The organism is Arthrobacter sp. P1_A5 (assembly GCF_056406825.1).
Map to the genome: position 1 here is coordinate 58,426 of NZ_JBFTZL010000001.1, position 12,698 is coordinate 71,123.

Consider the following 12,698-nt stretch of genomic DNA (forward strand, 5'->3'; position numbering starts at 1 on the left):
GAGTCCAGTGTCCCTACCGGGAGACGGCACCATAAGTGCCAGTGTGTAAGGAGAATCACAGCCTCGTTTACACTATGTAAATGTTGCCCACCGTCGGCTCGATCCTTGACCTTCCCGTTCTCCGCGAGGCCGCGCCGCTCCTGCTCGGCGGCGCCGGGGCCCTCGACAACCCCGTGCGCTGGGTCCACGTGAGCGAATTGCTCGACATTTCCGGGCTGCTGTCGGGCGGGGAGCTGGTGCTTACCACCGGACTGGAGCTGGAAAAGGAACCCGGGCTTACGGCGTCGTTCATCAGATCCTTGGAAAAGGCGGCAGCGTCCGGCCTGATTGTTGAACTCGTCGGCGATAGGAAGCGCAGTATGGAAGCGCTGCGCGGGGCCGCACTGGCCGCGGCCATGCCCGTGATCGTGGTGGAACGCCGGGTGCGGTTCGTCCAGATCACCGAAATTGTGCACCGGATCATCGTCGCCGAGCAGCTGGAACGGGTGGAACGCGCCCGCGACGTCCACGAAGCCTTCACGGTGCTGAGCCTGGAAAGCGCCGGGACCGGGCAGGTCGTGGAGCAGGCAGCGGTCATGATCGGCGCCCCGGTGGTCCTGGAGGACCTCTCGCACCTCGTCCTCGCATACTCGGCCCGGCCGCTGCGGACCACCGAACTGCTGGAGGACTGGGAGCGGCGGTCGCGGACCACACCGTCGCCGCCCGAGACGAGCCGCGCCGGGCCCGAGGCCTGGCTGCAGACGCCGGTTGGCGTGCGCGGGAACGTCTGGGGGCGGCTGGTGGTGCCGGTCGCCCTCGACGACGACGGCGCGGCGGCCATGGTGCTGGAACGTGCGGCCCAGACCCTGGCGATCAACCGGCTCGCCGAACGGGACCGGCGAGAGCTGAGCCACCAGGCGCAGGCGGGGCTTCTCAACGCCCTGCGTCAGCCCCGCGGGCTGGGCGAGGACGAGGCGGAGGCCCGTGCCGCGGCGCTGGGACTCAGGCGGTCGCCGTTCTACCTGCCGGTTGTGTTCCGGAGCGGCGGACCAGCCTATGGCCCCTCAGCTGGGGCAGCGGGAGGCGGCATCGATCCACTGGCCGGGCAACAGGAGGAACGTGCCCTGCTGGAGCAGCTCGCCAGGGCCCTCAAAGCCGTGTCAGGCAGCGCTTTGACCGCGAGCATCCGGTCCGGATCGGTGGGCATGATCCTGGCCATTCCTGCGAAGCAATTGGAGGATCCGACCCTCCAGCGTCTCGCCGATGCCCTCGCGGGCAGCGACATGCGGCCCGTGCCACCCTTCGGCGGAGACCGCCCCGGCAGTCCGGCGGAGGCGTCATGGAGCATCGGCGTGGGGCACCTGAGGGGTTCCTTGCTCGAAGCGGCGGCGGGCATTGACGAAGCAGCCCACGTCGCCGAAACCGCGGCGACGCTGCGGGGTGGCCGGAAGCCGTTCTACCGGGCGACGGATGTCCGGCTTCGCGGGCTGCTGGCCCTGCTCCGCAAGGATCCGCGGGTGCAGCAGTTCGCGGAGTCAGAACTGGAGGGTGTCCTGCAGACTGAGGCCCGGGACGGCGGCGGGCACCTGGAGCTGCTGGGCCGGTACCTCGAATCCGGGGGCAACAAAGCGGCGATGGCCCGCAGCGGCTTCCTGAGCCGTCCTACGCTCTATGCGCGGCTGGCCAAACTGGAGGAGCTCCTCGGCGTGGACCTCGACGACCCAGAATCCCGGACCTCGCTGCACGTCGCACTTCTCCTGCACCGGCTCCGGGGCCTGTGAGCGCGGATCCGCGCAGAATGCGAGCATTGACGAATGGCGAAGCCCTTTACCTTGACCCAGCTGCGGTATTTCGCGGTGGTGGCCGAGCTCGAAAACATGACGTCGGCCGCCGAAAGGCTGCTCGTGACCCAGTCCACCCTGTCCACGGCCATGGCCCAGCTAGAAGCAAGCTTGTCGACTCAGCTGTTTGTCCGGCTCAGGACCCGCGGCCTGCGGCTGACGCCGTCCGGCCGGCAGCTTGCCCAGGACATCAAGGTGCTGCTGGAGCATGCGGATTCGCTGTACGAGTCGGCCCGGGGGCTTGCGACAAGCCTGGTCGGAGAGCTCAAGGTGGGCGTGTTTTCGCCGCTGGCACCCTTCAGGCTTCCCGCAATCCTGCAGACCTTCGAAGTTCAGCATCCGGGGGTCGAGGTCTCCTTTCTGGAGGCCGATCTGGCGAGCCTGCAGACCGCCCTCCTCGAAGGGCAGTGCGATGTCGCGCTGATGTATGGTCTCGGCCTGGGCCGGGGCTTTACACACACGGTCCTCGAGCGGGTGCCCCCTCATGTGCTGGTCCATGCTGAACACCCTGCGGCGTCCCGGCCTGAGCGGAGCATCGCGCTGAAGGATCTGGACGGCGAACCCGCGGTGGTGCTGGATCTCCCGCACAGCCGGGACTACTACGAGCAGCTGTACGCGATCGCGGGCGTCGTTCCGAACGTCCGGCACCGCTTTGCCGGGTATGAAACGGTGCGCTCGTTTGTGGCGAAGTGGCACGGGTACGCAGTGCTGAACCAGCGGCTCCACAGCGACCTGACGTATTCCGGCGGCAGGGTGGTGGCCCTGACCCTGACGGACGACTTCCCGCCGATCGAGGTGATGCTGGTCCGCCCCGAGGGGGTGCAACCCACCCGTCGGGCACTGGCCTTTGAGGAGACCTGCATCCGTCTCTACGGTGCCGCCCGGCAGTAGCACGGGGAATTCCGCCGGCTTCTCGGCGACGATGACTGCGAAAATCCGAAAATCCGCAGTGATTGGCATCGGTAAAATCTATCGATTCGGCCAAAACAATCAATTGGACAGATGTGAACCGGATCACACACAGTTGGTCCAGTGCGGTGGTGCCGGCGGGAGTCCAATGGCAAATCCCGCGCAATGACGGCCCTTGGCCGAGTCCCGAAGCGCGACAACCATGTTGATCAAAGGAGATTCAATGGTTCCGATTCACGCCCCAGGTGTCCGACTTATGTCCGGGCCGTGCCTTGCCGGCAACACGGCGGCAACATCAGCAGATTTCATTTCCCGGGTCCGTAACACGGCAGGGAACTTCGGAAACACGGCGCCTCTAGCGTGGCTGTCATGACGATCAACGACATCACGGACCAGCCGGCGTCCGCTTCCCAGACCACAGCGTCTGCCCCGGCCCTGGACAAGGACACTTCGCGGTCCGGCCCCTTTGGCATCACCAAGATGCAGAAGCGGGTCCTCGCAGGGGGCAGCATCGGGCAGTTCATTGAATTCTACGATTTCACCCTCTACGGCCTCACCGCGGTCATCTTCTCCCAACTGTTCTTCCCCGGCAGCGACCCGGTCACGGCCATGCTTGCGACGTTCGCCACCTTCGGCGTCGCCTTCGTAGTCCGTCCCGTCGGCGGCCTGTTCTTCGGCGCGCTTGGCGACCGGATCGGCCGCCGCCGGGTCCTGACCATCACGCTCGTCGCCATCGGCGGGGCCACCGCCCTGATGGGGCTGCTGCCGACCTACGGCCAGATCGGCGCCTGGGCACCCGTTTTGCTGGTCCTCTGCCGGCTGATCCAGGGCTTCTCCGCCGGCGGCGAATCGGTGGGAGCGCCATCGTTTGTCTTCGAGCATGCCCCGGTCAGCCGCCGCGGGTTCTGGCTCAATATCACCATCGCCGCCACTGCGCTGCCCTCTGTCGTCGCCGGTTCGATGATCCTCGTCCTGAGCCAGTCAATGCCCAACGAGGCCTTCATGGCGTGGGGCTGGCGCCTGCCGTTCCTGCTCGCCCTGCCGCTCGCCCTCTTCGGCGTTTGGATCCGCAGCCGGACGGTGGAAAGCGATGCATTCAATGAGGCCAAGGCTGCCCGGACCAAGGAATTCAGCCCGGTCCGCGAAGCCTTCCGCGAAAACCGGCTCCGCATGGTCCAGGTCATCTTTGTCATGGGCCTCACCGCAATGGGCTTCTACTTCCTCTCGGCCTATTTCGTCTCGTATGTCCAGACCACGGGCCACTTGAGCCGTGAGCAGTCCCTCCTGGTCAACGCCGCCGCCCTCGCCCTCTACGCCGTCCTGCTTCCTCTCGGCGGCCGGCTCGGCGACCGCTTCGGCCGCAAACCAATGCTGATTGCCGGTTCGGCCGCGCTGGCCCTGCTTTCAGTGCCGAGTTTCATGCTGGTGACCAGCGGAAGCCTCCCTCTCGCCCTCCTGGGCCAGTCCCTCTTCGTGGTGGCGCTCTGCATTTACGGCGGAGGCTGCTACACCTTCTTCGTTGAAATCTTCACCACCCGCACCCGCTTCACGTCGGCGGCAATCAGCTACAACGGCGCCTACGCCCTCTTCGGCGGCACTGCACCGTTCATCGGGACCGCCCTCGTCGGCGGCACCGGGGTGCCTCACGCGCCCGGCTTCTACATGGGCGCGGCCGCCGCCGTCGTGCTCCTTCTGGTGCTCTTCACCAAGGTTCCCGAGACGCGCGGCCGCATGGGCTAAGCCGCCGCCCCACCATCTCAACCGCAACTTACAAAGGATTTCCCATGACCTCAGCAGCTTTCCTCGAAGACTTCCACCACGTGGCCACCATCGGCGCCACCCGCGACAACGGCGTCGACCGCCAGGCGGCGACCCCGGAGGATGCGCAGACACGCCACTGGTTCGCCGGGTGGGTGCGCGACGCCGGATGGGAACTCCGGGTGGACGGGATCGGCAACATGTTCGGACTTCTGGAGTGGACGCCGGGGGCGCCCTATGTGCTGATCGGATCCCACCTGGACAGCCAGCCGCTAGGCGGCCGGTTCGACGGCGCGTACGGCGTCGTAGCCGCCCTGCACGCGGCCGGGCGGCTGGACGCCGAGGTTGCGGAGGGCGGCGCCGCGCCGCGGTTCAACCTGGCGGTGGTGAATTGGTTCAACGAGGAAGGCGGCCGGTTCGCGCCGAGCATCATGGGAAGTTCGGTGTTTGCGGGACTCCTGCAGCGGGAACAAATGCTGGATGTGGCGGACCTGCAAGGCATCACGGTCCGTGAGGCGCTGGACGGCATCGGGTACCTCGGCACGTCTGAGGGGCCCGAGGCGGCCGGCTACGCCGAGATCCACATCGAGCAGGGCCGGGTCCTGGAACGCGAGGGCATCTCCATCGGTCTGGTCGACAGCAGCTGGTACACCCAGAAACTGGACATCGAAGTGCTGGGCGAACAGTCGCATACCGGAGCGACGGCCATGGCCGACCGGCACGACGCCCTGGTGGCAGCCTCCAAGATCATCCTTATGGTGCACGACGTCACTGCGGAGTTTGCCGAGGAGGCCCTCGTCTCATCGGTGGGGCAGCTGACCCTCGAACCGAACTCGCCCATTGTGGTGGCCCGAAGGGTCCACCTCGTCGCGGACCTCCGCTCCGGCGATCCGGACATCGTCAAGGCGGCCCGCGCCAAGCTCATCGAGGACATCGACGTGCTGGCACGCGAGCACGACATCAAAGTCAATGTGAAGGACTTCGACATCCGTCCGATCCGCCGCTTCCCCGAAGGCGGACTTGAACTCGCGGACAGGGTGGCTGCAGACCTGGGCCTTTCCGCGCGGCGGATCCAGACCATGGCCGGCCACGATTCCGTCGCCATGAACACGGTGGCGCCGACAGTCATGCTCTTCATTCCCAGCGTGGACGGCGTCTCGCACTGCGAACGGGAATTCAGCACCGACGAGGACATGGTTGACGGGGTGGACATGCTCACCGGTGTGGCCCGGGAGCTTGTTGCCGGCGCCCTCGCCGAAGCCTCCTCCCAGCCGGCAGCGGCCCTGGCATGACCGAGCTGCACTACCTCGACGCCGGCACGGCACTGGGGCTCTTCCGCTCCCGGGAGCTCTCGCCCGTGGAGCTCATGGAAGCGGTGATCGCCAGGACCGAGGTCGTCAACGGCGGAATCAACGCCCTGACGGAAACCCTGTTCGCAGAGGCGCTGTCGGCAGCACGGCAGGCCGCTGTCCGGTATGCGCGGGGCAGGGACCTCACGCCCTTGCTGGGGCTGCCGGTGGCCGCCAAGGAAAAGCACGGGCTCCGGGGACGCACCCTTTCGCAGGGGCTCGTAGCCCGCAAGGGGGAGCTCGCGCACGCGGACCATCCCGTCATCGACCGAATCCGGCGTGCCGGCGGCATCATCCATGCCCGCACCACCACGCCCGAATACAGCTGCGCAACCGTCACCCACAGTCCCCTGTGGGGGGTCACGCGCAATCCCTGGAACCGGCAGTATTCCCCGGGCGGCTCCTCCGGCGGTTCCGGGGCGGCACTGGCCGCCGGGCTGGCGCCGCTCGCCACCGCCTCCGACATCGCCGGATCAACCCGTTTGCCGGCGTCGTTCACCGGGACCGTCGGCTACAAGGCACCCTACGGAAGGATTCCCGGCCTGGCCCCGCTCTCCGCGGACCACTACCGCGGCGACGGCCCAATGGCACGGACCGTGGCGGACGCAGCCCTGCTGGCGAACGTTATGGCGGGCCGTCATCCGGGCGACCACAGCTCCCTCGCCGGGAGTCCGGCGCTGTCCTGCCCGCCGGGTGCTGACGCCGGCTCGGCAGTGGCCGGCATGCGCATCGCTCTCTGCATCCGGCTGGGGAACTATCCCGTCGCCGCTGATGTTGAGGCCAATACGCGCGGCGTGGCAGCGGCCCTGCGTGATGCCGGCGCCGTGGTGGAAGAGATCGAGCTGCCCTGGACCACCGAGGACATCAGCCGGACTATGTTCACACATTTCGGCTACCTCCTCGGGCCGGCTATGGAGGACGCGACCGCAGAGTCTCCCGAGCTGCTGGCCCCGTACACACGGCGGTTCATGGCCGACGCCCGGAAAGCCGCCGCGGAAAACCGGTTCGTCGACGGCATCCAGGCGGAAACCCGCATCCAGGCCGAGCTTGCCGCGGCGATGTCCGGCTTCGACGCCCTTCTCTGTCCGGCCTCGGCCGTGGCCGCCCTGGATGCGGACGGCATGTACCTTGACGGGATCGACGCCGGGGGCCAGCGGCTCGGGCACTACTGGCAGGGGCACATGACGGCGCCCTTCAACATCAGCAACCGCTGCCCCGTCCTTGCCGTGCCGAGCGGCATGGCCGACTGCGGCATCCCCACGGGTGTGCAGATCGTGGGCCATCCGTTCGAGGACGCTACAGTCTTCACCGTGGGCGCCGCCGTGGAGGCGGTGCGGCCCTGGGCAGGGCTCCGACCGGACCTCCTGGTAAACAGCCAGGCGCCCGGGCCACGGCCGGTCCGGCCGTGGGAAGATTGAACGCGTGGCTCATATTGACGTATCCGGCATCGACTACTTCCTCTCCGACGGCACCCAGCTGCTCAACGGGGTGACCTTCAAGGTCCCGGACGGCACCAAGACAGCGCTGATCGGGCCCAACGGGACCGGCAAGACCACGCTGTTCCGGATCATTTCCGGCGACCTCGTCCCGGACGAAGGCGTGATCGGCCGGTCCGGCAACATGGGCATCATGCGCCAGTTCGTGGGCCAGGTCCGGGACGAGTCCACGGTCCGCGACCTGCTGGTCTCCGCCGCCCCGCCTGCCCTGGCCGCCGCCGCGCGTACCGTCGATGAGGCAGAGCTCGCCATGCTGGAGCACGACGACGAGCCCACCCAGATGGCCTATGCCCAGGCGATCGTGGACTGGGGGGATGCCGGCGGCTACGACGTCGAGACCGTCTGGGACGAGGTCTGCATGGCCGCCCTCGGCCTGCCGTTCGACCGGGCGCAGCACCGCCCGGCGTCGAGCCTCTCCGGCGGCGAGCAGAAGCGTCTGGTCCTCGAGGCCCTCTTCGCCGGCCCCGACGAACTGCTGCTCCTGGACGAGCCGGACAACTACCTCGATGTTCCGGGCAAGCGCTGGCTCGAGGCCAAGCTGAATGAGTCGAAGAAGACCGTGTTCTTCATCAGCCACGACCGTGAACTGCTCAACAACGCCGCCGGCCGCATCGTCACCCTGGAACCGGGCATCAACGGCGCCGGCGCGTGGATCCACGGCGGCGGCTTCGGCTCCTACGTCGAGGCCCGGGCCGACCGGAACGCGCGCTTCGAAGAGCTGCGCAAACGCTGGGACGAGGAGCACGTCAAGCTCAAGGAACTCGTCAACATGTACAAGAACAAGGCCGCGTTCCGTTCCGACATGGCCAACCGCTATCACGCGGCGCAGACCCGGCTCGCGAAGTTCCTCGAGGCCGGCCCGCCCGAGGCCCTGCCGATCGAGCAGAACGTGCAGATGCGGCTCAAGGGCGGTCGCACCGCCAAGCGGGCCGTCGTGGCGGAGAAACTGGAACTGACCGGCCTGATGAAGCCGTTCTCCACCGAGATCTGGTTCGGCGACCGGGTGGGCGTCCTCGGCTCCAACGGTTCGGGCAAGAGCCACTTCCTGCGCCTGCTCGCCACCGGCGGCACGGATCCGGAGCGGGAGCACCTGCCGGTGTCCGACGTCGAGATCGCGGAGGTGCCGCACGAGGGCACCGTGAAACTCGGCGCCAGGATCCGGCCCGGCTTCTTCGCCCAGACCCATGTCCGGCCCGACCTGCTGGGCAAGACCCTGCTCGAAATCCTGCACCGGGGCGACGAGCACCGCTCGGGCATGGGCCGCGAAGCCGCCGCCGGGGCGCTGGACGGCTATGGGCTGGCGGGGCAGTCCGAGCAGAAGTACGAATCCCTCTCCGGCGGCCAGCAGGCCCGGTTCCAGATCCTGCTGCTGCAGCTCTCCGGCGCCACGCTGCTGCTGCTCGACGAGCCCACGGACAACCTGGACCTGCACTCGGCCGAGGCCCTGGAACGGGCGATCGACCACTTCGAAGGCACCGTCCTGGCGGTCACCCACGACCGCTGGTTCGCCCGCACCTTCGACCGCTTCCTGGTCTTCGGCTCCGACGGCAGGGTCTACGAGTCCGCCGAACCGGTCTGGGACGAAAAGCGCGTCGAGCGTGCCCGCTAACCCAAGCAGCGCGGGGTCACTTGGCGCCGGTCCCGAGGGGATTATGGGCGCCACGTGACCCCGCGCAGCCGTGCATTTGCGCAATAAATGATTAAATGATCACAAACCGCTAGCATTTGAGCATGAACACTGATGAGCGGCACCGCCTGATCGGCGGACTGCTGCGCGACCGGGAGCACGTGACGGTGGAGGAGCTCATCGCCGCCTGCGGCGCCTCCGGTGCGACCGTCCGACGCGACCTCGACATCCTGGCCCTGCACGGCGTGCTGCGACGGGTCCACGGCGGAGCCAGGAGCCTGGTTTTCGGCGGTGAAAACCCGGAATACGGCCAACGCGAGCTGGAGGACCACACCGCCAAGGTGCGGATCGCTGCCGGGGTGGCGGCCATGCTTCCGGACCGCGGACACGTCTGGCTGGACAGCGGCACCACGGCCACGGAGATCGCCCGCCAGTTGCGCCAGCGTGAGATGACGATCATGCCGATGTCGCTGCGGGCCGTCACCGCGCTGTCCCCGGACGATGCTCCGGCCGGGCGCCGCCCCGAGCTCCTGATGCCCGGCGGCAGCCTCGTCCCCGGTGAACTTTCCTTCCGCGGTCCCATGACGGAATCCAACATCCGCTCGCTGCGCTTCGACGCCGCCGTCGTCACGCCCTGCGCCCTGAATCTCAAGGACGGGCTGTTGGCCCACGACCTCGACGACGCTGCCGTAAAGCGCGCCGGCCTGGAATCCGCGGCCCGGGTGATTGTCGCCTGTGCCGGAGCCAAATGGAACGCCAGCGCCGTAGCCCTCGTCGCCTCCCTGGACGCCGTGGACGCCATCGTGACCGACCGGCCGTTCAGCCCTGAAGAACTTGACCAACTCGCCCAACATTCGGTGGAAGCAGTGATCGTATGACCAGTACCGCAACCGTTCCGCAGCTGAAGGCTGCCACCGGGGCGACGTTCCTTGTCTTCGGGATCAATGGATTGGTCTTCGCCAGTTGGGCAGCCCGGATCCCCGCGGTGACGGAGATCCTGCACATCACCGCGGGCCAGATGGGAACCCTGCTGCTGTGCTTGGCGGTCGGTTCGCTGATCGCCCTGCCGACGGCCGGGTTCGTCGTCGGCCGGATCGGCACCGCCAACACCGTCCGCGGCGCCGGACTGGTGGCAGCGGCGGCCGGCGTCGGCGTGGCGCTGTCCCTGATGGCGGCCTCCGTCCCGGGGACGGCGATGGCCCTGTTCTTCTTCGGCATCGGCGTCGGCTTGTGGGATGTTTCGCAGAACATTGAAGGTGCCGACGTCGAACACCGGCTCGGGCGCACCATCATGCCGCAGTTCCACGCAGCCTTCAGCGGCGGCGCGTTCGTCGGCGCCCTGATCGGGGCCGGACTGTCCACCCTGGGGGTCGGGCTCCCGGAGCACCTGCTGGTCATCGCCGCCGTCGTCGCCGTACTGACCACGGTGGCCCCCCGGTATTTCCTGCCCCATCTGCCTGCCGAGGCACCCGCTCCAGGGGACGCGGAGCACGGCAAGGGCGGTTCGGCCTGGCGGGACGGCCGCACCCTGCTGATCGGCGTCGTCGTCCTCGGCGCCACCCTGACTGAAGGCGCCGGCAACGACTGGATTGCCAAGGCCTCGGTTGACGGCCTGGGCGCTGAACAATCCACGGGGGCGCTCCAGTTCGCCGCCTTCGTGCTGGCCATGACGGCCATGCGCTTCTTTGGTGGCCGCGCGATCGATGTCTACGGCCGCGTGGCCGTGCTGCGCGCCAGCATGGCAGCGGCAACGGCGGGCCTCTGCCTCTTCGTGTTCGCCGGCACCATCTGGCTGGCCGCGGCCGGTGCCGTGCTGTGGGGCGTGGGGGCCGCCCTCGCGTTCCCGATCGGGATGTCCGCCGCGGCGGACGACCCCAGGAAGGCGGCCGCCCGGGTGTCCGTCGTGTCCACGCTGGGCTACATTGCATTCCTCGCCGGGCCGCCCCTGTTGGGCTACCTGGGCGATGTGACCGGTATCAGGACCGCCCTGCTGGCGATCGGGATTCCGATTGTGGTGGCGCTGGTCCTGGCCGGAGCCGCGAAGCCGCTGCCCGCGAGGTAGCAGTATGGTGGTCCAATGCGAACCATGCTGAGGAAGGCCCCCGGCCGCCTGTCGAAATTCGACCGCAAACTGGTGGGCGCCGTCTCCAATCTGCCGGGAGGAGGCCATGACGACTTCTTCCGCCGTCTGTCCGCCGCCGCCAACAAGGGCAAACTCTGGTTCGGCGTTGCCGGAGCCATGGCCCTGGTGCCCGGCAAGACGCGCCGGGCAGCAGTGCACGGACTCATCGCGCAAGGCGCCGCCTCGGCGGTGACCAACGTCGTGTTCAAGACCCTCCTGCCCCGGGCCCGCCCCCTGCCCGAACACCTTCCGGTCTTCCGCTTCGTGAACCCGCAGCCGACGAGTTCGTCGATGCCGTCGGGACACTCCGCCTCCGCGGTGGCTTTCGCACTCGGGGTCGGCATGGTCCGCCCGGCCCTCGGTGCGGCGCTTGCCCCCCTCGCGGCCGGAGTGGCCTACTCCCGGGTCCACACCGGGGCCCACTGGCCCTCGGATGTGCTGTTCGGGTCCGCGATCGGCGCCGGCGCGGCCATGGTGACGCGGAAGTGGTGGCCCGTCCGGCCACCGTTCCCGGAAACCCGCCGCGGCGCTGCCCCGGCCGCGGAACTCCCGGACGGCCAGGGGCTCGGCATCGCGGTCAACACCCTCGGCGGGTCCTATGCTGACGAGACTGCCGACGCCCTGCAAAAAGTATTCCCTAAGGCGTATATAAAGGAAATCGGGCCCGATGAGTCCGTCGACGCGGGCATCGCCCAGGTCGCGACCCGGCCGGGCATTGCGGCCCTGGGCGTCTGGGGCGGCGACGGGACCGTGGGCGCCGCGGCGGCCGCCGCCGTCGAACGTTCCCTCCCGCTGCTGGTGCTCCCCGGCGGCACGCTGAACCATTTCGCCCGCGACGCCGGAACCCCCACCCTGGCGGACGCCGTGCAGGCGGCGTCGCGCGGCGAGGCCGCCGTCGCCGACGTCGGCCACGTGAGTGTCGAGCGCGGGCTCCCCGACAGCCCGGAGCACCTCGAGCTGATCATGCTCAACACGGCCAGCATCGGCCTCTACCCGAACCTGGTCCGCCGGCGGGAGCAGCTCCAGCCGGCACTGGGCAAACCCCTGGCCGGAGTGGTGGCCATGCTCCGGACCTTCGCGGCCGGCACCCCCACCACGCTGATCGTCAACGGGGTGCGGCACCGGCTCTGGATCCTGTACATCGGCCGCGGCCGCTATTACCCCCGCGACCACGCGCCGCTGGTTCGCCCGGTACTCGCGGACGGCGTCCTGGATCTGCGGATGATCACCGCCGATGAGCCGTTCGCCCGCTTGCGGCTGCTCTGGGCCGTGCTCACGGGCACCGTGGCCACGTCCGGGATTACCCATCTGAGCGAAACGGACCGGATCACGGTGGAACCCGGGAACGGGCCCATGGTCCTCGCCGTCGACGGAGAGGTCGTGCCCGGGGTGCGGCGGGTGGAATTCACGGTCCGCCCCGGCGCGCTGACCTACTATTCGCCCCTCGGCTGAACCCTGTCGCCCGACCCCGTCGTCCAAACCCCTGTCATCCTCCCGGACTACCCTGATTAGCCCCTGAATCATCCCTGAGACCGGCGAAATACGCAGCTTGCCTCGGTAGCGTGGTGTGCAGACGGGCCCGTGACTGCGGTGCCCCGGATCATCTCCCGCTACGCA

9 protein-coding genes are annotated in these 12,698 nt (G+C 68.3%); all 9 read left to right on the forward strand.

From position 1 onward, the window contains the following. Positions 1 to 80: 80 nt before the first annotated feature. Positions 81 to 1,760, forward strand: a complete 1,680-nt coding sequence (locus AC1D1S_RS00245) for a PucR family transcriptional regulator (RefSeq protein ID WP_476942795.1) — start codon at positions 81 to 83, stop codon at positions 1,758 to 1,760. A gap of 33 nt (positions 1,761 to 1,793) precedes the next feature. Continuing rightward, entirely contained in the window at positions 1,794 to 2,711 is a 918-nt protein-coding gene (locus AC1D1S_RS00250) for a LysR substrate-binding domain-containing protein (RefSeq protein WP_476993467.1), read from the forward strand. 387 nt (positions 2,712 to 3,098) lie between these two features. Then, entirely contained in the window at positions 3,099 to 4,469 is a 1,371-nt protein-coding gene (locus AC1D1S_RS00255; protein ID WP_476942796.1) for an MFS transporter, read from the forward strand. Between the two features lie 44 nt (positions 4,470 to 4,513). Next, entirely contained in the window at positions 4,514 to 5,779 is a 1,266-nt protein-coding gene (locus tag AC1D1S_RS00260; RefSeq protein WP_476946289.1) for a M20 family metallo-hydrolase, read from the forward strand. Then, positions 5,776 to 7,254, forward strand: a complete 1,479-nt coding sequence (locus AC1D1S_RS00265) for an amidase (protein WP_476993468.1) — start codon at positions 5,776 to 5,778, stop codon at positions 7,252 to 7,254. The genes AC1D1S_RS00260 and AC1D1S_RS00265 overlap by 4 nt, the downstream gene beginning before the upstream one ends. Before the next feature lie 4 nt (positions 7,255 to 7,258). Further along, positions 7,259 to 8,941, forward strand: coding sequence for an ABC-F family ATP-binding cassette domain-containing protein (locus tag AC1D1S_RS00270; RefSeq protein WP_243178131.1), 1,683 nt, complete (start codon positions 7,259 to 7,261; stop codon positions 8,939 to 8,941). A gap of 122 nt (positions 8,942 to 9,063) precedes the next feature. Next, entirely contained in the window at positions 9,064 to 9,837 is a 774-nt protein-coding gene (locus AC1D1S_RS00275; protein ID WP_243178130.1) for a DeoR/GlpR family DNA-binding transcription regulator, read from the forward strand. Then, the gene (locus AC1D1S_RS00280) at positions 9,834 to 11,021 is read left to right on the forward strand and encodes an MFS transporter (protein WP_243178129.1); all 1,188 of its coding nucleotides are present in this window, start codon (positions 9,834 to 9,836) and stop codon (positions 11,019 to 11,021) included. The genes AC1D1S_RS00275 and AC1D1S_RS00280 overlap by 4 nt, the downstream gene beginning before the upstream one ends. Positions 11,022 to 11,036: 15 nt before the next feature. Further along, complete coding sequence (locus AC1D1S_RS00285) at positions 11,037 to 12,533, forward strand: bifunctional phosphatase PAP2/diacylglycerol kinase family protein (RefSeq protein ID WP_243178128.1); 1,497 nt, start codon at positions 11,037 to 11,039, stop codon at positions 12,531 to 12,533. Positions 12,534 to 12,698: the final 165 nt, after the last annotated feature.

Bases quoted from the DNA above. Each gene is read 5' to 3' on its own strand.
- AC1D1S_RS00245 (WP_476942795.1), top strand. From the start codon at position 81: ATGTTGCCCACCGTCGGCTCGATCCTTGACCTTCCCGTTCTCCGCGAG.
- AC1D1S_RS00250 (WP_476993467.1), top strand. From the start codon at position 1,794: ATGGCGAAGCCCTTTACCTTGACCCAGCTGCGGTATTTCGCGGTGGTG.
- AC1D1S_RS00255 (WP_476942796.1), top strand. From the start codon at position 3,099: ATGACGATCAACGACATCACGGACCAGCCGGCGTCCGCTTCCCAGACC.
- AC1D1S_RS00260 (WP_476946289.1), top strand. From the start codon at position 4,514: ATGACCTCAGCAGCTTTCCTCGAAGACTTCCACCACGTGGCCACCATC.
- AC1D1S_RS00265 (WP_476993468.1), top strand. From the start codon at position 5,776: ATGACCGAGCTGCACTACCTCGACGCCGGCACGGCACTGGGGCTCTTC.
- AC1D1S_RS00275 (WP_243178130.1), top strand. From the start codon at position 9,064: ATGAACACTGATGAGCGGCACCGCCTGATCGGCGGACTGCTGCGCGAC.
- AC1D1S_RS00280 (WP_243178129.1), top strand. From the start codon at position 9,834: ATGACCAGTACCGCAACCGTTCCGCAGCTGAAGGCTGCCACCGGGGCG.
- AC1D1S_RS00285 (WP_243178128.1), top strand. From the start codon at position 11,037: ATGCGAACCATGCTGAGGAAGGCCCCCGGCCGCCTGTCGAAATTCGAC.